Annotated in this window: 18 protein-coding genes; 5 read left to right on the top strand and 13 right to left on the bottom strand. The window is 45.9% G+C overall.

Annotation, left to right across the window (positions count from 1 at the left end; genetic code table 11):
• Position 1: 1 nt before the first annotated feature.
• Both MKZ13_RS13550 and MKZ13_RS13545 read right to left on the bottom strand, forming a co-directional pair.
• Complete coding sequence (locus MKZ13_RS13550; RefSeq protein ID WP_339184640.1) at positions 2-5,065, bottom strand: fibronectin type III domain-containing protein; 5,064 nt, start codon at positions 5,063-5,065, stop codon at positions 2-4.
• 484 nt (positions 5,066-5,549) lie between these two features.
• On the bottom strand, positions 5,550-7,106 hold the full coding sequence (locus tag MKZ13_RS13545) for an ABC-F family ATP-binding cassette domain-containing protein (protein WP_017688769.1): 1,557 nt from the start codon (positions 7,104-7,106) through the stop codon (positions 5,550-5,552).
• 196 nt (positions 7,107-7,302) lie between these two features.
• Here MKZ13_RS13545 and MKZ13_RS13540 point away from each other — a divergent pair, with 196 nt between their 5' ends.
• Positions 7,303-7,776, top strand: a complete 474-nt coding sequence (locus tag MKZ13_RS13540) for an SET domain-containing protein (RefSeq protein WP_221819565.1) — start codon at positions 7,303-7,305, stop codon at positions 7,774-7,776.
• Between the two features lie 231 nt (positions 7,777-8,007).
• Here MKZ13_RS13540 and MKZ13_RS13535 read toward each other — a convergent pair whose 3' ends face one another.
• The 8 genes from MKZ13_RS13535 to MKZ13_RS13500 form a co-directional block, all read right to left on the bottom strand.
• Positions 8,008-8,628 carry a DUF1349 domain-containing protein gene (locus MKZ13_RS13535; protein WP_235200736.1) on the bottom strand — a complete coding sequence of 207 codons (621 nt, stop codon included), beginning with the start codon at positions 8,626-8,628 and terminating at the stop codon, positions 8,008-8,010.
• Between the two features lie 37 nt (positions 8,629-8,665).
• Positions 8,666-10,012, bottom strand: coding sequence for an NAD(P)/FAD-dependent oxidoreductase (locus MKZ13_RS13530; RefSeq protein ID WP_339185390.1), 1,347 nt, complete (start codon positions 10,010-10,012; stop codon positions 8,666-8,668).
• Positions 10,013-10,062: 50 nt separating this feature from the next.
• Positions 10,063-11,577 carry an osmoprotectant update ABC transporter permease/substrate-binding subunit OpuFB gene (opuFB, locus tag MKZ13_RS13525; protein ID WP_339184637.1) on the bottom strand — a complete coding sequence of 505 codons (1,515 nt, stop codon included), beginning with the start codon at positions 11,575-11,577 and terminating at the stop codon, positions 10,063-10,065.
• Positions 11,570-12,544, bottom strand: a complete 975-nt coding sequence (locus tag MKZ13_RS13520; protein ID WP_339184635.1) for an ABC transporter ATP-binding protein — start codon at positions 12,542-12,544, stop codon at positions 11,570-11,572. The genes opuFB and MKZ13_RS13520 overlap by 8 nt, the downstream gene beginning before the upstream one ends.
• 220 nt (positions 12,545-12,764) lie before the next feature.
• On the bottom strand, positions 12,765-13,349 hold the full coding sequence (locus tag MKZ13_RS13515; RefSeq protein WP_339184633.1) for a hypothetical protein: 585 nt from the start codon (positions 13,347-13,349) through the stop codon (positions 12,765-12,767).
• A gap of 3 nt (positions 13,350-13,352) precedes the next feature.
• Positions 13,353-13,625, bottom strand: a complete 273-nt coding sequence (locus tag MKZ13_RS13510) for a hypothetical protein (protein WP_339184631.1) — start codon at positions 13,623-13,625, stop codon at positions 13,353-13,355.
• Positions 13,615-14,061, bottom strand: coding sequence for a nuclear transport factor 2 family protein (locus MKZ13_RS13505; protein ID WP_339184629.1), 447 nt, complete (start codon positions 14,059-14,061; stop codon positions 13,615-13,617). The genes MKZ13_RS13510 and MKZ13_RS13505 overlap by 11 nt, the downstream gene beginning before the upstream one ends.
• 131 nt (positions 14,062-14,192) lie before the next feature.
• Positions 14,193-14,777, bottom strand: a complete 585-nt coding sequence (locus MKZ13_RS13500; protein WP_339184627.1) for a TetR/AcrR family transcriptional regulator — start codon at positions 14,775-14,777, stop codon at positions 14,193-14,195.
• 167 nt (positions 14,778-14,944) lie between these two features.
• Here MKZ13_RS13500 and MKZ13_RS13495 point away from each other — a divergent pair, with 167 nt between their 5' ends.
• Positions 14,945-15,307, top strand: coding sequence for an iron-sulfur cluster biosynthesis family protein (locus tag MKZ13_RS13495; protein ID WP_339184625.1), 363 nt, complete (start codon positions 14,945-14,947; stop codon positions 15,305-15,307).
• Positions 15,308-15,769: 462 nt separating this feature from the next.
• Positions 15,770-16,543: a M15 family metallopeptidase gene (locus MKZ13_RS13490; protein WP_339184623.1), complete on the top strand. Its 774-nt coding sequence runs from the start codon at positions 15,770-15,772 to the stop codon at positions 16,541-16,543.
• Between the two features lie 134 nt (positions 16,544-16,677).
• On the opposite strand, the gene MKZ13_RS13485 is transcribed toward MKZ13_RS13490, so the two are convergent.
• The gene (locus MKZ13_RS13485) at positions 16,678-16,917 is read right to left on the bottom strand and encodes a hypothetical protein (protein ID WP_260632639.1); all 240 of its coding nucleotides are present in this window, start codon (positions 16,915-16,917) and stop codon (positions 16,678-16,680) included.
• Positions 16,918-17,047: 130 nt separating this feature from the next.
• Here MKZ13_RS13485 and MKZ13_RS13480 point away from each other — a divergent pair, with 130 nt between their 5' ends.
• Positions 17,048-17,680, top strand: coding sequence for a nitroreductase family protein (locus MKZ13_RS13480; RefSeq protein ID WP_339184620.1), 633 nt, complete (start codon positions 17,048-17,050; stop codon positions 17,678-17,680).
• 231 nt (positions 17,681-17,911) lie between these two features.
• Here the strand turns inward: MKZ13_RS13480 and MKZ13_RS13475 are convergent, their stop codons facing one another.
• Positions 17,912-18,271 (bottom strand): hypothetical protein, encoded by a 360-nt coding sequence (locus MKZ13_RS13475; RefSeq protein WP_339184618.1) that lies wholly within the window; start codon positions 18,269-18,271, stop codon positions 17,912-17,914.
• Between the two features lie 966 nt (positions 18,272-19,237).
• On the opposite strand from MKZ13_RS13475, the gene MKZ13_RS13470 reads away from it, so the two are divergent.
• The gene (locus tag MKZ13_RS13470; RefSeq protein ID WP_339184616.1) at positions 19,238-19,696 is read left to right on the top strand and encodes a GyrI-like domain-containing protein; all 459 of its coding nucleotides are present in this window, start codon (positions 19,238-19,240) and stop codon (positions 19,694-19,696) included.
• Positions 19,697-20,015: 319 nt separating this feature from the next.
• Here the strand turns inward: MKZ13_RS13470 and MKZ13_RS13465 are convergent, their stop codons facing one another.
• A complete protein-coding gene (locus tag MKZ13_RS13465; protein WP_221819576.1) occupies positions 20,016-21,260 on the bottom strand; it encodes an aminopeptidase in 1,245 nt (414 codons plus the stop codon).
• Between the last annotated feature and the right edge of the window lie 95 nt (positions 21,261-21,355).

Here is a 21,355-nt window from a genome sequence, read left to right as displayed (position 1 = left end):
ACTATCCCGGGCATAGGGAGCGAATCTCGGAAGCGTCGCGGAAACGAGTAAGGTTATCAGTTGCAGCCGTCTCGGAGTCAACCAGTCCAGCCTCTGCAAGTGCCCTCACTGTCAATGTCATCATCTCCTGACGAGTGATTGTGGACTCTGGCAGGAAGCGCCCGTCACCGGTGCCACTGGTGATACCTAGCGAACGCGCAGCTGTAACTGCTTCGTAATACGGAGCATTTTCGTTTACATCAGAGAACGCATTCCCCGAAGAAGCATTCAAACCCAGCGCAGTCATCAACCATTGCATGTATTGGCCGCGGGTCATCTCCTGTTTTGGATGTAACTGCGTGGAATCACCGCTTGCCTCTGCATCAATTACACCTCTGATAGCCAAAGCCTCCATTGCTTTCTTGGCCCACTGCACTTCTGCAAGATCTGCGAATGTCTGCTCTATAGGCACAACAGCATAATTTCCTGTGAGTGATGTTACGGAAAATACAAGTTGCCCGCTTTTTGGATCGTAGTAACTTTGCGGCAATGGGGTTGCCACACCGTTCGAGCCAATGGCAAATGCTACAATCCGATCCTGCTGAGCATTTTGTGAGGATTGGAAAGGCAGACGAAGGTTCAACTCGCTTTCCGATGGCCATGGTTGACCATCCAGTTGAAGTTCAAGCTGGACTCCATATTTTGTGCCAAGCTGATCTGCGACTGTTTGTGGTAACTCCGTTCTGACCAATCGGATTGATGCAATCCCATCACCAACTATATCCTTTGTTAACAGTGTCGCAGGAAGCTCCAACATCCCCAGCTCTGTAACAATGTTAAACACATGTGATTCACCCTCATCTATCAACACGGAGGCAGGCAGAGACAATTCATATGCCGTCGCTCCCGAAACCGGCTTCAGCCGAAGTTCGACCAAGCGCAGACCAGCATCCGTTGAAGGGGCAACTTTAAAAGCATCTTTAATCGTTGAAACATCCACGTTGGACTGCACTACACCCTTCTGATCAGACTGTCCCTGCAACTCCAGAACAGAACGGTCCTTCTCCGGTTTAGGTTGTGGTACCGCATTCTCTGCACTTGAGTTACCACTTCCGGATTGTCCACCATTGCTGGATGAACCAGAACCATTTCCTGGATTTCCACCGGAATTGCCACCTGAATTACCACCCGAACCAGGGTCCGTGCCTCCAGGGGAAGGAACAGATGCTGGCACCTTCACTGTCAACGGTATAGTCAGGGCTCTACTGTCGTCAGAAGTTCGAGTAATTTCCAACTCCAGTGTTACTGTTGTTTCCTTGGATGGTGGGACAATCGTTCCATCGGTTTGAATGACCGACGGTACCGAACTGGAAGCGATCTTCACCGTGAAACCTTGCGGCACGAATGGTAACTTCAGTTTTTTTGCACCTGCGGAAGGCTGTTCCAGTGCCGTAATCCCTGTAGCTACATCGACAGCGGTCTGCTGAGCCGTGTGCACCTGATAAGCGGAAGATACACCTCTCAAGGATTGCCCCGTGGCATCCAAAGCTTCCACTTTGTAATAATATTCCGTGCCGGGGTTCAGTTCACTGTCCGTGTACTCCCGTCCATTGCCGCTGTAGACCACCTTATACTCTCCTTGCTCACGATCTGAGCGGTAGAGCTTGTAGCTTGCTGCACCAAGATGAGCATCCCAGCGAAGCGTTGCGCTCGTTGAATCTAACGCATCAGCATTAAGGCCAGCACTATCATTTGCAGGTGGCGCGGCGTCAGGTTTAACGATCATAATCCAACTAATCATCGGGTCCTGCGATGCCGTATTGCGCACGGTCAACTCCAGCTTGTTGTCCGACACGCTGATGCCTTTATGGGCTCTAACACTGGCAGGCGTAAAAGTAACTGCTCCGGTATTGGTGCCATTGATGATTAAATTCGCTCTGCGCGATGTATTGGTCCACGGATCGTTGAATCCGGCGTACACATCGTATGTCCCGTTTGGCACATCAAATCTATAGGTTAAGTCCGTGCCTTTAGGGGAATTGCTGACATTGCCACCGTTCAGATAACGTACGGTCGAGAATATATCCCCGCCATTCGAACCGGATGCCAGTGCATCTGCGCTGACATAACCCCAATTACGTCCCTCAGCCGGAGCGTACATCTGGTCCGCCGTTCCCGGGTTCGCAAGCGTTCCTTTCATATAAGCACCCATGAGACTATAATCAGCCGTTTCGTAACCTCCGCTATTCACGAAATAGAGTGTATTCTCCGGAATGACATTTACGCGAACTGCCTGCTTTTTGTTGTTATATTCCGGTGTGGTTACCTGTAAAGTGAGCGGTCCTGGCTTGGCAAAATCTTCTGCCGTCATGGCCCGGTTATCAATCGTCCATACTGCTGGCGTTGATACCAGTGCTCCACCCTCGCGCACATTCAATGTTGTTGGCAGGGATGGTACTTTGCCTAGCGCCACGGCTTCTGGCAACGGATCAGCAATATCTACCTTGCCCATTGAATTCAGCAGATCAGGTGTCCAGCTGTTATACCACTTGATCGCGATGTCGGAGCCTATTCCAAACTCAATTGGCAAGAACACGTATTTTGCAGCATCATTCGAGAAATTGCCACCATTCCACGTATCCCCTACGTAAATGAATTTGCCTTTTTCCGGATCGACCGGAATGACGGAAGTGGTCTGTGTGCCAAATGCCTTGCCTGGATCGGGATCGGTTGGCAACGTACGCACGAACGGATTGGTCTGCGTTGACCACGGGCCAAAGATGTTGTCCGCCACCGTCACTTTGTTTTCGTTAGGGGCCCAACCGGAAGCTCCGGAAGTCAAAATATAATATTTCCCCTGATACTTGAACATCGCTGGTGCTTCACGTTGCCCTCCCGGGAACACACGCACGTAATCGACGCCGTATTCCGCCTGATAGGTGGAATCTCGTACCGGATTGCCTTTGTCATCCGTTCGTCCTTCCTTATGCCACCCTGTTACGTCACTATAGTCTTCATTCAGTTTGGAGATATATAACGTCAGGTTTTCTTCGCTGGAGTAGATCAAATAACCGGTACCGTCATCGTCCTTGAACAACGTCATGTCACGTGCCATACCCCGGTCGCTTGGGAAGAAATCTTTCTCCCCTTGGGGAGCTCTGTCCATCCGGTAACTCTTCTGATACACAAAAGGCCCTGTTGGAGAGTCGCTGATCGCATAACCGGCCCGTGCCTTACCATAATTCGCATTATCGTTATAGGGGTCCTTGTCGCCGTCCATGTGGGCCCACATCACGTATTTCTTCGTTTTGTCGTTGTAGATGACCTTTGGTCGTTCAATAATCCGTCCTTTGCGGATATCTGCCCAGATATCCACGCGGTCTTCACGCCCCGCATACAATTTGGAGATCAACGGGTCATTGTCAAAATCATCCATGGATTGAAGTGTTGTCAGAGCCATGCCCTCGTCTGTCCAGTTCATCAGATCCTTGGATGAATACACGCGCACACCAACCGCTGGCCATCCGCCCGTGTGGTATTCACCATACCAGTAATACATCTCAGTCTGTTCATCATAGAAAAAGCCTGCCCCATGCGCATCAATCGGCTTACCGTCCAGATCCGGCCACAGTTGCCCCGGTGTAATACTTGTACGAATCGTCGCAACACCACGCGGTGCGGATGCTGGAGAAGTTACACCGTCCACGGTCGCCTGAATGATGTAAAAATATCCTGTGCCCATCATCAGGCCACTATCGTTATACGTGCTTTCATTGCCACTATAGACCTGCTGATACGTACCCGTAGCACTGGTTGCACGGGACACGGTATACGTTACATCAGATCCAGGCAGGACATTCCACCCCAGAGAGATTGATGTGTCCGTCACAGCTGTCGCAGCGAACTCTGCTGGAGAGTCAATGGAGTATGTCGTGGCTTCTGCAACAGTGAATGCTGACTCTCCAGCTGCGTTATAAGCTGTTACGCGATAGCTGTAGCTAGTGCCAGGCTCAAGCTCCAGATCTGTAAAAGTAAGCCCTTTCCCTTCATAGATCTGCGCGTATTGCTCACTGCCAGCTTTGGCCCGAACCACGCGATAACCAGTTGACTTGTCCACAGCGGACCAAGATAGCTTCACGCTTGTGGCATTGAGTGCCTCGGCCTTTAATTCGCCAGGAGCCTGTGGTGCCGCCGCAGTTGTCCGAACTTCCAGAGGAGCAGTCCATAATGATTCGGTTAGACCTCCGTATTCATAAGCGAGCTTGTAATAATACACCGTATCCCCGCTTAATCCTTCATCCGTGTGTCCCAAAGTTCCCGTATTGGTTACTAGGGCATAGCCGCCTTCAGGCGTAGAGGAACGATACAAGCGATAGGCTGATGCTCCCGCGATTTCAGACCATTGCAGGGAAACCGAAGAAGCCGTCTGCTCAGCAATGGAGAGCTGAATATCGTTCCCAGTCGGCTGCTCGGCAATGATCACGTCATCTGCATGTACCGACTGCCACTTATTTCGAATGCCAACTGTACCTGACCCGTATGTAGGATCGACCAGATCAAATACCAAGCGATCGGAGCCGTTTTCCGCGATATACCCGCGAATGGTGGTACCTGATAACACCACTTTGAGTGTGTACCATGTATCTTTGGCAAACGCATAGTCCACCGTTTTCAGAGGTGTATCTGTCCCGTTCACCCTTTTCGAGAAAACGAGTTTATTGTTGGGTACCTGCATTTGAAAATAGTAAAAATTGCTCTTATCTTGGAACCGCGGCAAAATGCCCGGATATCCTTTACCTTCTCCTGTATAAAAGCGCATGGACACGGTCATGTCCGAGATGGATTCTCCAGTAGAGATGATGCCTTCATTGGTATCGCTCTGGAAAAGCGTGGAATTGGACGCATCTGTCGGGTCAGCGAACACTTCCCAGTTGCCTGAGCTTACGTTCCACGCGGGTGATTCCGTGTAATTCCCATCCGAAAAATCGTCCTGCAACAACGTGGCGGGTATACTGTTCAGATCGGCATACGCCTTACTCGGCAGCATCAACGGTCCGGAAGACAGCGCAAGTGTTGCAGATAACATAAATATCATGGGTTTCCTGAGTTTATCCAATGTTCATTCTCTCCTTTGGCATGAAAGATGAAAGCATGGTTCATGTATACGCGGTGTTGTTGTTCAGCCTATCCTCAGCAACCAGTTGTCAGTAACGAGCGTTTGTCCACCTCCTCATTTTAATGAAACCGGTTTCATTGGAGTGCAAAAAAAAGACCCGTCTTCCCTTCTAAGTGCAATGATACCCATACGGAATACCGTGTCTTACTTGCCCCTATGCAGTGAAACAGGTTTTTAATATATAAATGTAATCGCTTTCCTGAATTATATTATTGCCTTATTCAAGCTGTCAACTGTGAATTGAGCTCAAACATTTTTCGTTAAAACCACGCAAAAAAGGCGCGAGTTCTGCTTGTTTTGCAAGCAAAATTCGCGCCTTTTCTCACGCTTCGAGCTTGTTCGCAAGCTCGCACATGATTCGTAATCAAAAGCGGACTTTTTGAACAACCTCTATTTAGAATACTTTTGTTGTCCACGACTCACAGTTCCACGTCTCCGTAACGACATCACGGTAGAATTCCGGTTCGTGGGAAATCAGAAGAATACTGCCTTTGTAAGCCTTGAGCGCACGTTTCAACTCTTCCTTGGCATCAACGTCCAGATGGTTCGTCGGCTCATCGAGCACAAGCAAGTTGGTTTCATTATTGATCAGCTTACAGAGACGGACTTTGGCTTTCTCGCCACCACTTAGTACAGCTACCTTGCTCTCAATGTGTTTTGTAGTCAAACCACATTTTGCAAGTGCAGCACGTACCTCGAATTGGGTATAGGAAGGGAACTCCTGCCAGATCTCTTCAATACAGGTATTGTAGTTGGCATCCTTCATCTCTTGCTGGAAGTAACCAATCTCCAGATGTTCACCGCGTTGAACGGTTCCTTCCAGAGCTTGAATTTCACCCAGAATACTGCGCATCAGGGTTGTTTTACCGATTCCGTTCGCACCAACGAGGGCGATCTTCTGTCCCCGCTCCATACGCAGATCCAGTGGTCTGGACAACGGTTCGTTGTATCCAATTACAAGACCTTTGGTTTCGAAAATGAGCTTGCCGGATGTTCTTGCATCACGGAAGTTGAACTGCGGTTTCGGTTTCTCCTTGGCGATCTCGATGACATCCATCTTGTCGAGTTTCTTCTGTCTGGACATCGCCATATTGCGTGTAGCTACACTTGCTTTGTTACGCGCTACAAAATCCTTGAGGTCAGCGATCTCTTGTTGTTGGCGTTTGTAAGCCGACTCCAACTGCTGTTTTCTCATCTCATGCACTTCCTGGAAATGATCATAATCGCCCACATAACGAGTTAGATTCTGGTTCTCCATGTGATAGATCAAGTTGATAACACTGTTCAGGAACGGAATATCATGAGAAATCAGAATAAAAGCATTCTCATATTCCTGCAAATAACGTTTCAGCCATTCGATATGCAATTCATCCAGATAGTTCGTAGGCTCATCGAGCAGCAAAATATCGGGTTTTTCCAGCAGCAGCTTGGCAAGCAGGACTTTGGTACGCTGTCCACCACTCAGGTCATTGACGTCTTTATCCAGACCGATATCCGTCAGACCCAGACCACGTGCGGTTTCATCCACTTTGGCATCGATCATGTAGAAATCCTGGTTTGTCAGTGTATCCTGAATCGTACCCACATCTTCAAGAAGTTGTTCAAGCTCCTCAGGAGTCACATCTCCCATTTTGCCATACATATCATTCATTTCCTGTTCCATGTCAAACAAATACTGGAACGCGCCGCGAAGTACGTCACGGATTGATTGGCCTTTGTTCAATACAGCATGCTGGTCCAGATAACCAACACGCATCCGTTTGGACCACTCTACCTTGCCTTCATCCGGCTGAAGTTTTCCTGTAATAATGTTCATGAAGGTGGATTTACCTTCACCATTGGCCCCGATCAGACCAATATGTTCGCCCTTCAAGAGGCGGAATGAAACGTCGTTAAAGATAGCACGGTCACCAAAACCGTGACTTAATTTTTCTACATTTAATATGCTCATTCATGACACCTTTTCTATATAGACTTAATTCTTTGTATATTATAAGCGTTATATCCTGCACAACTCAACGCCATATTAAAAATATTGCACCTTTTTGTCTGAAATTTGCCTTATATGAAAGTATGGGTTAAAATTTTGCCTTAACGAATTACTATTATATAGAACGGAGCTCTTCGAAGAGCATCAGGTGAACAATATGATTGAAGTGAAACAATCCAAGTTGGGTGATGGTGGTGAGTTTAACCGCGGGGTATTTGCTACCGTTGATATTGCCAAAGGAACGCTTATTCACCAGGCACCCGTTGTGCCTTACCCAAATGAAGATCATGAGCATGTGGAAAAAACGATTCTGGAAGATTACGTGTTCGAATATGGGGCGAATCATACCGCTATTTTGCTCGGTTACGGCAGTCTGATCAACCACTCCTATGAACCTAACGCTACTTATGATATCAATTTTGATAACCACACCTTTGACTTCTACGCGTATACAGACATCAAGGCTGGCGAAGAAATCGTCATCAATTACAACGGTGAGGAAGACAGCATGGACCCGTTATGGTTCCTGGAGGATTACGAGGAGCGTATGCTTGAGTTCAATAAGTCCAATGATGATGAGGGTGAAAAAGAGACCACCCCCCAGTCCCTGGATACGGACACGAGTAAATAAACGTTAAACTCAAGTAAAGTTCGCAAGCACTCTGTTGTATGTGCGAAAAGAACTCACTGAACCCGGTGAATGATGAAATGGGTAAACGGGAGACTTTTCACAGTCCAAAGTTTAAACACACAAATAAGCAAGTCCTCCGTTAATGGAAGACTTGCTTATTTGTGTTGTCTTGCTTTCTAAGCCAGATACACCTGTTCATGTTTCATTGTTTATCGTGCATCTGAACTTGTTTTAATCTGTAATCGGCGGATCTGTATGCAAGTCTTGATCGGGTGTCGTGGATCTCCACTTGGTAAAGGCTACCTCGAACCCTGCACGCTTTGGTGAACACAAAAATGGACCTGCGTGTTTGTTCGTCGGATAGGCAAACCGTGCAACCCGAATCGTACGCCAAGGATGCTCATCTGTGCGAGCACGAATGACAACAGCCTCATTGCTGTAGGAGGCTCTGATTGTTACGATTCGTCCACCCCACTCTGGCACAGGAGAGAGTGACCAATCCGAATACGTATCCGTCACGACGGCTCCAACATGTGCCACGCCATCATTGACCTCAACTCCGGCCTTGATCCATTGGTCTTCTCCGTACCATAACATTAGTCCCGCCTGATCATATAACTCGGTGAATGAGCTTAGATCAAACGATACCTCAATCGCTTCCGTTCCGTCCCATGGAGCAAGCATGGCATGTCCATCCCGATGACAGAACCCGTAGAATGTGTTCTCCCAGAAGTCACTGCCTTCCCGAGCTTCCACAACGAAACGATCCCCATCCATCCGTGCAGCAACGGGTTCCTTTGTCCACTTGCCTTCATGAAGCCCAATAAAATCCGATGACATCGTTGTTTTCATCCTTCCTTCCGTCCCAAAGGGGAGTTCATCATCACTTCTAAATTAAAGAACCCAGATCCGATGCAGCAGTAGGATATGCAAAATTCATGGTGTTTAACTGATCGATAGTCAGATTGAACTGAATCGCCATTGCAAAAAGGTTGATCAATTCTTCTGTTTTGCTCCCGAGCACATGCGCGCCCAGAATACGTCCGGTTGATTTATCGATCACCACTTTGGCCATGGCGAATTTTTCATGAGTTCGCTTGTAAGTATACCATTTCGACATATCATTTACCTGCACCTCGTAGCCCTCTTTCTTGGCTTGTTCCGTGCTCATACCTACAGCTCCAAGGGCAGGGATAGTAAACACAATGGAAGGCATCACTTTATAATTAGGTTTGTGTTGATTTCCCTCCAACAAATTGAGCGATACAGCCCGGGATTCCTGACCTGCTAACGGGGTTAAAGGCAACCCTTTTGTATCGGTTACATCACCAGCAGCATACACTCTCGGATTACTTTCACTTTGCAAGTACTCGTTCACCGTAATCCCCTTTTTGCTGTAGCTGACGTTGGCTTTCTCCAATTCCAGCCCATCCACATTAGGAACACGCCCGGCTCCATGAACGACAAGCCCGCACTGCCACTGGTGATCTGCACCATTACGTGTGCCATGAACGACGTAGGTGTTCCCTTCTTGCCGTATGGACTTCACCTCCGCGTTCAAGTGAACATGAATACCGATCTCTTTTGATTTTTGCAACAAAGATTCTACCAGATCCGCATCAAACGACTTCAGAGGCTGCTCACTCCGATGCAGGATATGGACTTCCGTCCCGGCTCTGGCCGCAATATGTGCAAACTCAAATGCAATGTATCCACCGCCTACCAGAACTAAACGATCCGGCAACCGTTCCAGATCCAGAAAGTCATCACTATATATGAGATGCTCTGAGCCCTCAATCTCAAGTGGTGCAGGTCTTGCACCAGTAGCAATCAGGATGTGTTTGCCATGAAGGATTTCTTCTCCCACTTGAATATGATTTTCATCGACAAATGAAGCTTTACCATGGAACGTATCCATTCCAGCCTGTTTGAATTGATCTTCACTTGCTCTAGGTATGCTCTCGGTAAAGGTGCGTTTAAAGGCCATAAGTTCAGACCAATTGATGGTCGCCTGTCCCTGAATTCCTTTCCCTTGCATCCGTTCATTCCAGTCAATCAGCTCAGCCGCTCCAGCCAGCACTTTCTTGGGATCACAGCCACGCAGTGCACACGTTCCGCCGAACTCACGTTCATCAATTACAGCAACTCTCCAGCCAGCTTCAGCGCAACGGGTGATTACAGAGCTTGCCGCGCTTCCTGTGCCAATCGCAATCAAGTCATACGTTTCTTGTGTCATCATGGTTCCTCCTCATCCTTTTGGTGCATCTATTGTAGGGATGCCTGAAGTTACAGCAATCCAGCCTGTTTAAGGTACTCTGTTGCAACCTGTTCAGGATTCTCTCCCTCTACGTTCACGTCATAGTTCATTTGACGCATCTCGTCATCCGTAATTTTTCCAGCCAGCTGATTCAGCACCTCAACCAGTTGTGGATATTGATCTGCCGTTTCTTGACGAAGCATCGGCGCGCCTTGATACGGTGGGAATAACTCCTGATCATCCTCCAGCACAACGAGTTCATACTGTCTCAACTCACTGTCTGTGGAGTAAGCATCAACGAGATTGATATCTCCGCGCTGAAGAGCACCATAACGAAGCTTGGGTTCCATTGTTGCAACGTTCGGGAATTCAATCCCATACTTTTTCTGTATGCCAAGGTATCCGTCTTCCCGATCCGAGAATTCAAGTGTGAATCCTGCTTTGATCTGCTGCTCAACCGGTTTGAGATCCGAAATGGTCTTGAGATTGTATTGATCTGCGATGCTCTTTGGAACAGCCAACGTATACGTATTGTTGTAATCCATAGGGTTCAGAAGCACCATGTTGAACTGGCTCAGCATTCCATCTCTTGCCTGTTCGTAGACCTCTGTTCGATCGGTGCTGACTGCTGTTTCCTTCATAAATTCGGAGATCGCTGTCCCGGTGAATTCAGGATAGATATCAATATCACCCGACTTGAGTGCATTGAAAAGGAATGGCGTTTTGCCTAATCCGGGTTTTAGTTCAACGGTCAGGTCTGTATCTTTCTCGATTAGCAATTTGTACATATTAATGAGAATTTCGGGTTCCGCCCCCAATTTCCCGGAAATGACGAGATCCTTCTGTCCACCACGTGCCACGAAGGGAATGGTAATCACAAGTAGTGCGATTATTGCCAGCGAACCAAGGGTAACCAATGTTTTCTTAAAGGATAACCGCTGGAACTGACGCAATAGTACATCAAACAAAATCGCCAGCAAGGCGGCCGGAATGGCTCCAAGGATGATCAGTGCCGTATCATTCCGATCAATGCCCAGCAAGATTAATGCACCCAAGCCTCCTGCGCCAATCAAGGCAGCAAGTGTCGCCGTTCCTACAATAAGCACCATAGCGGTCCGAATTCCGGCCATAATAACAGGCATCGCCAGTGGCAGTTCCACTTTGATTAGACGTTGCCAGCTATTCATGCCCATCGCATTCGCTGCTTCCACCATGGAAGGATCAACTTCGGATATGCCTGTGTACGTGTTGCGAAGTACGGGAAGCAGCGCATACACCACCAATGCAATAATTGCAGGAAGTGTTCCTATGCCGAATAACGGGATGAGCAATCCGAGAAGCGCCAAGGAAGGTATCGTCTGCAACACAGCCGTAACCCCAATAATCAGTTCAGCGACTTTTGGCTTGCGTGTCAGGTATATACCTAGCGGAATAGCGATGAGGACAGCAAAGAACAAGGCGATAAATGAGATCTGAATATGTTCCAGCAGAGCAGACAACAACTGACCTTTGCGCTCACTGAACACCTCCGAGAATCTATTCATGTCCTTCACCTCGTTCCTGTAACTGACCAGACCAGTATTTCATCAGATCAACTCGACTGATCTCGCCAATAATCTGGCGGTTACTTTCAACCAGCAGATGGTCATGGGAAGCCATGATATCAACTAACTCCGTCAACGTAATGGATGCGGGGACGGCGGTTTTGGCTGATTTTGGCACATGACCCGGTGAGAGTGGTGACATGATAGATTCGAGATCAAAATCAGATTGTGAACTCGTATCGGTGTTAGGACTTCCAACAAATTCACGTACGAAGTCATTAGCTGGCTGTCGGATCAGTTCTTCCGGGGTGCCTACCTGCAAAACCTGTCCATCCTTCATAATGCAGATGCGATCCCCCAGCTTCATCGCTTCCTGAATATCATGGGTGACAAACACAATTGTTTTTTTCATCTGACGCTGGATATCCAGAATATCGTCCTGCAATTTCTCCCGACTCATTGGATCGAGTGCACTGAACGGTTCATCCATCAAAACTATCTCAGGATCAGCAGCGAGTGCACGCAACACACCAATTCTCTGCTGTTGTCCTCCGGATAACTCGGACGGTTTACGCTCACTGTACGTATCTCCGTGCAAACCCACCATGTCCAGTAACGTATGTACACGCTCCTTGATTTGATCTGACTTCCATTTTCGCAGTTCAGGAACAACTGCAATATTTTCGGCAATGGTCATATGCGGGAATAGTGCAATCTGTTGCAGCACATATCCGATATTCCAGCGCAATTCGTGAATGTTGTATTCATCGATTGGGCGTTCATTAATGCGCACGGTTCCATCTGTTCGTTCAATCAGGCGATTGATCATTTTGAGCATGGTGGTTTTGCCACATCCACTCGGACCAATCATGACAAACAATTCTCCCTTGTTAATGTTGAGGTTAACCTGACGCAAAGCCGTTGTTCCATCAGGATATTGTTTCGATACATTTTCGAACTGAATCATTCGCTCTCTTCGCCCCTTTATCTAGGGCGTGTTTCAGACACGCCCTAACATTCATTCTCATCTATTTCCCCAAAAGTGTGTTCGTATAATCACTGCTTTCCGTAGTGACCCTGGTTAGAGAGAGATCCATATTCGAATCAACGATGTCAACATGCTGGTAGACATACAAAAAGACGGGCACTAGGCACCGTCTTCTCATAATATGAAAATGTTTCTTCCATTATTTCCATACTTCCATATGATTTTGAATAAATTGCTCGAATGAAATCGGGTTATTCCCCGTTAATTTTTTCACCGTATCCGTCGTTTGATCTTCTCTCCCCTCCTCCCGGATAGGCACATCCAGCCCTGCGAGGGCAGCAGCGTATTCTTCTGACATTCCTGCGCGAATCATGCTGTTCCTCAATTCATCATCGGACAAAGATTCATGCTGGATGGGCTGACCCAGTACACGGCTCAAGACGTCTGCAACCTGTCCATAGGACAACGACTCCGGCCCTGTAATGATATGCTCCGTATTATGAGGGACAACATCTGTCAGAGCATGGAAGGCCACCGCTGCGATATCATCTGCACTAACAAATCCAATTTTCCCTTCACCCGTAGCACTGTATATTTTCCCAAGTTGTTTCGTCGTCTCCCGATGCGGCCCCTCCGTAAAGTTCTCCATAAAATAGGAAGGCTGCAATACAGCCCACTCAGGAGCATGAACTTTTAAATATTGATGTACTTTGCCAAAAATAGGACCATCCTCATCAATTGAAGCACTGCCAAGCAAGACAAATCGCTTAACACCGTTCCACAATGCTTACTTGATGAATGGAATCATGACGTCTTCTGGAGTCATGTCCATGATTGGCACGACAAGATACACCTGGTTCACATTTTTCAGCGCCGGCGCATAGGTCTCGGAATCATACCAATCAAAATAAACATAATTACCGGCAGAACCAGAAAGAGATGTTTTCGTTCTTCCTGCCAAACGCACCGGATATTGATGCTTTTGAAGTATGGCCGCAACACGGCTTCCTGTTTTTCCATTAGCTCCCGTAATAAGTGTCAACGGTTTATCATTGATCATGCTTGCTTCCTCCTAAGTCCGATTCGAGTACGACCATTGGATTCCAATAGTCTTTATAATGTGTAATTTTTCCATTAGAGTGGCTCACTACAGAGATGTAAGTTTGGTTGTATGGCTTGCCTGTAACTAATGAACGCCCTTTACAAGTAAATTCAGCCACAAACTGTTGTTTCGTGGAATCAGCCAAGATCACCGGTTCAGAAAACTGCTGAATTTCAATCATCCCCAGCAGATTATGAAGATGATTCTTAATTGCGGCTTTGCCTTCCAGTATCTGAGGGTATCCTGCTGGTGCATATGGGAATTCGAAGATAGCTTCAGATGTATATAGCTCCAACCATTGTTCCAGTTTTCCATCCAGTAGCAAATTAGTGAATCCATGCATGATCCGATGCGGTATACTATTGCCCGCTTCCAACTGCTGAGATTGTGTCATCCTTACTTCCTCCTTCAGTTTGTTTGGCGTTCTCTTTCCAGACCAATCGGTCTGGAATAGTCAAAAAATAAACGCCCTAAGCGTTCATTTTCAAAAAACCATTAAATTTCTTGCTCAAATCAAGTAAAACGTTAATCCATAGCCCTTAGGGTCATCTGTACAAAATCCCGCAGCGCTTCTGCACTTGCACCACTCTTCGCCGTAAAGGTCAATGAGAGTCGGGAATAATTTAGAAAACGGGCAAGCCCGGGCAATTCTTCCTCTGTGTGCCTCAGTTCGCCACTCCTCTGGCCTCGTAACAGCGCAGTATGAAAAACATCTTCCATTTGTTGATTAGTAGTTTGAATAAAAGCCGCGATTTCGTGATTTTGTGGTGCCTGTTCAACCGCGCTATTAATGATGAAACATTCATTACGACGTTCGTTGTCTGTCAACACGTTAACCGCTTCGTTGAACAACTCCGTCACGCCTTGCCTCACACTTGTGCATTCGTTTAATAGTCTGATCCCCGCCTCTGTCTTCTGCTGAATATAGAATTTAAGAGCAGAGACAAATAAATCATGTTTAGTTCCGTAGGTGTCATACAGGCTTTGCCGCGCAATGCCAAGTTCACTCAGCAGTAAACTCAAAGATGTACCTTCATAACCGTACGCTCCAAATACAGACGTTGCTTTTCTTAGAACAGTCTCCGTGTCAAACTCCTTGGCTCTTCCCAATTTCAGACCTCACCTCCCTACTCATTAACTAAAGAATACCTTTTCCAGACTAATCAGTCAAGAAAATAAATGCTTTGATTTTTGCTAAAGTGGTATAATGGGAATAGAAGCTGAATGAATTCTTTTACCACTTACAACCATGACCACATATAAAGGAGTGTACCTATATGTATATTCAAATTACAGATTTGGCTGCAAAACGATTGACGGAAAGCCTGAATGACCAACCTGGATATTTCAAAGTGATCTATGACCTGGAAGGTTGCGGATGTAACGGAGTTATCGCTATTATCATTGTTGATGAACTTGCGGCTCTCGACGCGCAGATTGAAACCAATCTGGTTCCGTTCTATGTTGATCCGAAGCAGCAGCTGAACCTAGAACAACACATGAAGCTGGATACAGAAGAGAATTATCCTTCTTTCAAATTAAGCAGTGATTCTGGTGTGCTCAGCGCCAACGTTCGCGTTCGTGACACCCGTGCAGTAATTGCGGGAAGCTCCGGTGGATCCGATGCTTGCATGTTGTAATACAGTCTCTAGCATACTTGAAGTTATCTAGTATTATCTCTCTTCACATCAAAAGCCGTTGCATCTAATGCAACGGCTTTTTTAACGTTCTTTTCCTTATATGCCTCTATCAGAGTTGCAAAAAAGACTCTATAAAAGATGAACTAAACATTTACACGAAACGGAGAGGACAGAAAGAACCTGAAGAAACGAAGTGTTCGCCTAAAAGCTTTCTGAAAGAAAGCTGCTTCGTAAGCATAGGCTATCACAAGATTTTCACCATTATAAAATTGAATCAAAAAAATCAGGGGATAACAGCGATCGGAAGGTTGTTCTGTCATCGAAGTGGCAAGGTAAATATCCTCTAGTTAGATTTTATAGCAAACTTTGTTTACAACTCAGAAACAATTGGAGAACCTATGGATATAATCCTCTAGTATACTCGGTATATAGATTCATATATTCCGAGGAGGAACACACATCATGAAACCTTTTACTCGTAAAACCATCATATCTACAATTCTCGTAGGCTCTGTTGTAGCAGGTTCTGCCTTTACTACGTTTCCCATCACTTCAAGCCTGAATCCCGTCGCGTCTGCGGCAAGCTCCAGCTTCACTCAATTTCTGCATGATAATGCACCTGGTCGTACGATCAAAACGATTAAAAATGTGGCAACTGTGACCAATGTGTCCAGTACAGTTGTACTTGTCAATAAAAAGAGAAATCTACCTTCAACTTATGCACCACAAGATTTGGTTGTACCTAATATTCCTTTTAGCTTCTCAGGTTCCAGTCCGAAGAAACAAATGCGTAAAGTAGCTGCAACAGCGCTAGAGAAACTATTTGCGGCTGCCAAAAAAGACGGCATCGATATCAAAGCGGTGTCTGGCTATCGCTCGTATGCGACTCAGAAATCGATCTTTGACCGTAATGCCAGCATCAAAGGCGAAGCTGTTGCCAATAAAACAAGTGCTCGGCCAGGACAAAGCGAACATCAGACCGGTCTAGCTATGGATATCTCCAGCGCTTCGGCTGGTTATGATCTTCAGCAAAGCTTTGGCAACACCAAAGAAGGCAAATGGCTGAAAGCCAATGCCCACAAGTACGGTTTCATCATCCGTTATGGCAAAGATCAGGAGAAATTGACTGGTTACTCGTATGAGCCATGGCATGTACGTTATGTAGGGGTGTATATTGCTGGTGAGATTACCAACCAGAAACTTACGCTGGAGCAGTATTTGGAACGTGCCAAATAAGGCAGGTTTGAGCCCAAAGCCTAGACAGTTATTGGATTAGATAAAAGAAGCGTGACTATAGATAACATGACTGAAGGAGAAGATGGGGCCGCAACTGGCCCTCTTCTGCTTCAATTTTTCATTTACACACTTCATCATGTCCCAACGATTTTTCTGAAGACCAGTGGCAGTCTCTTCAGACCTTCTGTTCCAGCCCAAGAGCCTACTCCAGCAAGTATTGCATTTTGGCACAAATAAAGTGCGACATTGTACACGATGGGGCCTAGAATAATCTCCACGACTACAAAACGTTTTAACGTCGAAGATTGGATTACATATACCCGAAATTCATGAGGGTCATGTCCTCCCATATACCTTGCGATCAATGCTTTCATGAATCACCTCTAGTGTTTTATTTTAGCGTATGGCAGACAATCCTTGTCTTATTCTAAAATAATACTTACATAAAGTAACTAAGTGTGTTATAGTCAGTTTATAAATCATACATAAGCGAGGGAAACTACCATGAGTGAGTTGGAGAATCTGGTCAAAAACCGTAGTTCGGCCGTTATTTTTGAAGAAGCAATTGAAATTTCAGATTCGGAACTGCAAGAGATGTTTGCCCTTAACAAATTTGCACCATCTGCCTTTAACCTACAACACACGCACTATCTTGTGATTAAAGACGAGGAACAGAAAGAGAAAGTCCATGAAGCTTCCCAGCAATATAAGGTAAAAACAGCTTCTGCGGTCATCGTGGTACTGGGCGACGTCAACGCCCATCATCATATCCGCACGATTAACGAAGGCTTGCTGAACCTGGGCGCGCTTACTCCATTCCAATACGAGCAGGAATCCCAAAGTGTCACTGAATTTTACGAATCTCGGGGCAGATTCTTCCAACGTGAGGATGCGATTCGCAATGCCAGCCTGTCTGCCATGCAATTGATGCTGATCGCTCAGGATCGCGGTTGGGACACTTGTCCAATGATTGGCTTTGATTCGGAAGAACTGCAACGGAGTTTGGAAATTCCTAACCATTACGTACCCGTTATGCTGATCACCATCGGCAAAAAGTCGGAAGCCAAACAGCGCCCACGCGGTTACCGTAAACCGATTAACGAATATGTTAGCTTCAACAAAATGCACGCTGAATAACATATAATATAACAAATTATATAAGTTGAACTAACATTTACACGATAACGGAGAGGACAGAAAAAACCTGAAAAAGCGAAGCGTACGCCTTTATCCCCGGATTTTCCCCTTTAGAAAAGGAATGGAATTAAAATCTGGGGATAACAGCGATTGGAAGGTTGTTCTGTCATCGTAGTGTCAGTGTAAATAATCTTTAGTTCAACACAGCAAAAAAGCCACGATCTCGTGGCTTTAATACGTTTCATAGATCAACGTATCCAACATGTTAAATTCATCGTCAAACTCCGCATATATGTACAGTCGACCAGCAGGTGTATCCCCCGCATCATAACCCAATCGGAAATATTGATCTCCCTGAAATTCTGCATCAGCCAAAATCAATGCATTGATATCTTCGTCCGGATGAGCCTCGGCAATGGTTTTAAGTGCCTGCTCACCTAGCATGTCCCACCGTTTCCACGTCTCTTCCATATATAGGGACAATATTTCCATCTCTGTCTTGGTTGAAACCTGTGCAGTGACTACCAGTTCTTTATCCTGAGTAAGTAAGCGCATCTGATAGTTGGACATCGATGCGTCATACTGAAACACACCCATCCCCTGAACTTCATGATTGGATTAAAAATCAAATTATCTGCATATTGCAGTCTCTCCAGCTTGGGATTAGCGCTATAATCCAACTCGTTTAATTTGTTCTCGGAACAGTACAACTCTTTTAGTTGTACGTTATGGCAAATATCCAGCTTGCTAATATGGTTGTTAAAACAACGGACACTCTCTAAAACCATATTTGAACGAAAATCCAACTGTTTGATATGATTGTGGTTACAACAAAGTTCAATCAAGTTTGGACAACTTGTTACATCATGTTCCAACATGTAATTGTTGGCGCAATCAAGTCGCCGCAGTTGCTTATTGTGTTCAAGTTCAAGTGAGAAAAGAGCGTTATAACTGCAACTAAGTTCCTCCAACTGCTCAAGGGGCTCTGAAGCCAGCTCCGACAACATATTCCAATGACACTCCACCGTTATAAGTTTGGAATTATGAGAAAGATCCAATTTGCGAAGTCGATTAAAACTGCAATCCAGCACCTGCAATTCCGAATTGGAGCGGAGGTCCAGTGTAAGAAGCTGATTCTCTCTGCAACGTAACGTCCTCAGCTTGTGATTCTGAGTAAGATCCAGACCGCTCAATTGATTATAGGCACAATCCAGCTCTTGAAGACCCCTGAAATACTCGATTCCATCAAAATTGCTAATATTGTGATTTGAAAGTTCTAATATCTCAACCTCACAAACGTCACTCTCCTGAATGAAATCCCGCTGATCACAAAAGCGATCCAACACAACTTGCCTGAAATGTTCATCCCTGAAGGCATAAGTAATATCCATGTATAGCGCCTCCCCCTCTCGTTTTGCTCTATTGGAACATTCTTCCAACATATTATCCCTATTCTATGAGTTTCGTCACCGGGATTCAACAAATACCTAAGCAAATTCTTTTATACCATGTTAGCATCCAACATGTAAGAGAAATCGTACAGAGAGGAAGATTTTCATGGAAATGGTTATCGAAAACCTCCCGTCATACCGTATCGCCTATGTTCGACAAGTTGGTCCTTACGGTCCAACCAATGCTCACGCGATGAATACGCTGAAACAATGGGCAGACAAAAATCAATTGCTTCATGAATCAGCAACATTACTGGGTATACCCCAAGATGACCCTACTACCACACCGCCCGAGAAATGTAGATATGATGCCTGTATTGTCATCACTGAATCTGAACGTCTGGAAGATGAGTTTGTTAAGATTGGCGAGTTAACAGGCGGAGATTATCTCATCTGTAAAGTGAAGCACACGGCAGAAGATATTCAGCATGCATGGAATGTGATCATCCCTCATTTACAAACAAGTGGTTATCGGATGGACAACAAGCCGGTTATAGAACGATATCGTTGGGAACTGCTCCATCAGCATTATTGCGAGATATGTGTGCCTGTGAAACCTGTGTAACCCATGTTACGAGGAAACGAAAAAAGTGACTTCAAGTTGAAGTCACTTTTTTCGTTCAGTAATATTACTGCTACTATTTAAGTTGAACTAATCATTTACACGATAACGGAGAGGACAGAAAAAACCTGAAAAAGCGAAGCGTTCGCCTAAAAGCTTTCTGAAAGAAAGCTGCATCGGAAGCATACGCTATCCCCGGATTTTCCCCTTCGGAAAAGGGAATCAAAAAAATTCTGGGGATAACAGCGATTGGAAGGTTATTCTGTCATCGTAGTGTCAGTGTAAATAATCTTTAGTTCAACTTATATAACTAGATTAGAAATTAAAATGCCCAGTTGCCTTTACGGAATACCGGCTCGATTGTACCATCCTGTAACTCACCATCGATATCCAGTTCAGCGGAACCGATCATGAAATCGACGTGAGTCAAGCTCACATTGCACTCATGCTTCAGCAACTCTTCGTTCGACATGGTTGTGCCATCTTTCATGTTGAATGGATACGCACTTCCCACAGCCAAGTGGCAAGATGCATTCTCATCAATACCCGTATTGTAGAAAATGCGATTCAGATTGGAGATCGGAGAGTCATGTGGTACGAGTGCGACCTCACCCAGATAACGTGCACCTTCATCAGTAGCAAACAGGTTCTTCAGATGCTCTTCACCAGATGCTGCCGTAAACGCTACAACCTGTCCATCCTTGAATGTGATTCTCATCTGGTCTACCAGTTGCCCGTTCAGGTTCAAAGGCATGGTGCTGCTAACATACCCATTCACTCCGCTGCGCTTAGGCATGGTGAATACTTCTTCAGTCGGCATATTGGCGACCGTGTATACACCTTGTTTATTTTCGCTACCACCGCCACCCCAGATGTGGTTGTGGACCAATTCAATGTTCAAGTCTGTACCTGGCGCACGGTAGTGCAGGCTCTTATAGTTCTTTTTGTTCAACAAGTCTCCCATTGCAGTCAAGGTATTCAGGTGCTCTCTCCAATTTTGTACAGCGTCTCCGCCATCTACACGGTTCATTTTAAAGATGGTTTCCCACATCACGTTGATTCGGTCTTCTTCCGGGATGTCGGCAAATACTTTGTTCGCCCAAGCCTTGGTCGGGGCCTTGATCAGACACCAGCTAATTTCATGGTTGCGTGTGTATTTGGCATATCCGCGACGTGCGTGTGCAGCTGCCTTGGTAGCACGGGAAACGCTATCGGAGTCAATTCCGTTATACAGTTCAGGATCTGGAACTTTGATCGTCAGGGTAGCGCCGCCTGCTGCTGCAAAATTCTCCATCATATCCGCTTTCCAGGCTGGATAATAGTCGAAGCTGTCATTGGAACCATGTTCAAAACGACTGCGGGTAATGTTGTCGTCATCAAAGTCCACCTGTACATAGTTTGCACCAGCCGCATAGGCTTTTTGCACAATCAGACGTGTAAATTCAAGCGTTTCGATCGGTGCAGTAACGAGCAGATCCTGTCCTTTTTGGATATTCACGCCGACTTTAACAACCAGCTCTGCGTATTGTTCCAATGACTTTTCAAAGGTTTGTTCAAATTGACTCATGGTTGTGTTCACTCCTGTTTCATATATTGTACGAACGCTTTCGCTTCTGCAGAATCGATTCCTTCTCTTTCACTACGCAGGCACAATCCCCAAAA

The organism is Paenibacillus sp. FSL R5-0701, from assembly GCF_037973995.1.
Taxonomy (GTDB): domain Bacteria; phylum Bacillota; class Bacilli; order Paenibacillales; family Paenibacillaceae; genus Paenibacillus.
This window is presented reverse-complemented; position numbering and strand designations above follow the sequence as displayed.

What these genes read in the sequence shown, in the direction of transcription:
- MKZ13_RS13550 (WP_339184640.1), bottom strand. Translation starts at nt 5,065, where the DNA reads ATGTTATCTGCAACACTTGCGCTGTCTTCCGGACCGTTGATGCTGCCG.
- MKZ13_RS13545 (WP_017688769.1), bottom strand. Translation starts at nt 7,106, where the DNA reads ATGAGCATATTAAATGTAGAAAAATTAAGTCACGGTTTTGGTGACCGT.
- MKZ13_RS13540 (WP_221819565.1), top strand. Translation starts at nt 7,303, where the DNA reads ATGATTGAAGTGAAACAATCCAAGTTGGGTGATGGTGGTGAGTTTAAC.
- MKZ13_RS13535 (WP_235200736.1), bottom strand. Translation starts at nt 8,628, where the DNA reads ATGAAAACAACGATGTCATCGGATTTTATTGGGCTTCATGAAGGCAAG.
- MKZ13_RS13530 (WP_339185390.1), bottom strand. Translation starts at nt 10,012, where the DNA reads ATGACACAAGAAACGTATGACTTGATTGCGATTGGCACAGGAAGCGCG.
- opuFB (WP_339184637.1), bottom strand. Translation starts at nt 11,577, where the DNA reads ATGAATAGATTCTCGGAGGTGTTCAGTGAGCGCAAAGGTCAGTTGTTG.
- MKZ13_RS13520 (WP_339184635.1), bottom strand. Translation starts at nt 12,544, where the DNA reads ATGATTCAGTTCGAAAATGTATCGAAACAATATCCTGATGGAACAACG.
- MKZ13_RS13510 (WP_339184631.1), bottom strand. Translation starts at nt 13,625, where the DNA reads ATGATCAATGATAAACCGTTGACACTTATTACGGGAGCTAATGGAAAA.
- MKZ13_RS13505 (WP_339184629.1), bottom strand. Translation starts at nt 14,061, where the DNA reads ATGACACAATCTCAGCAGTTGGAAGCGGGCAATAGTATACCGCATCGG.
- MKZ13_RS13495 (WP_339184625.1), top strand. Translation starts at nt 14,945, where the DNA reads ATGTATATTCAAATTACAGATTTGGCTGCAAAACGATTGACGGAAAGC.
- MKZ13_RS13490 (WP_339184623.1), top strand. Translation starts at nt 15,770, where the DNA reads ATGAAACCTTTTACTCGTAAAACCATCATATCTACAATTCTCGTAGGC.
- MKZ13_RS13485 (WP_260632639.1), bottom strand. Translation starts at nt 16,917, where the DNA reads ATGAAAGCATTGATCGCAAGGTATATGGGAGGACATGACCCTCATGAA.
- MKZ13_RS13480 (WP_339184620.1), top strand. Translation starts at nt 17,048, where the DNA reads ATGAGTGAGTTGGAGAATCTGGTCAAAAACCGTAGTTCGGCCGTTATT.
- MKZ13_RS13470 (WP_339184616.1), top strand. Translation starts at nt 19,238, where the DNA reads ATGGAAATGGTTATCGAAAACCTCCCGTCATACCGTATCGCCTATGTT.
- MKZ13_RS13465 (WP_221819576.1), bottom strand. Translation starts at nt 21,260, where the DNA reads ATGAGTCAATTTGAACAAACCTTTGAAAAGTCATTGGAACAATACGCA.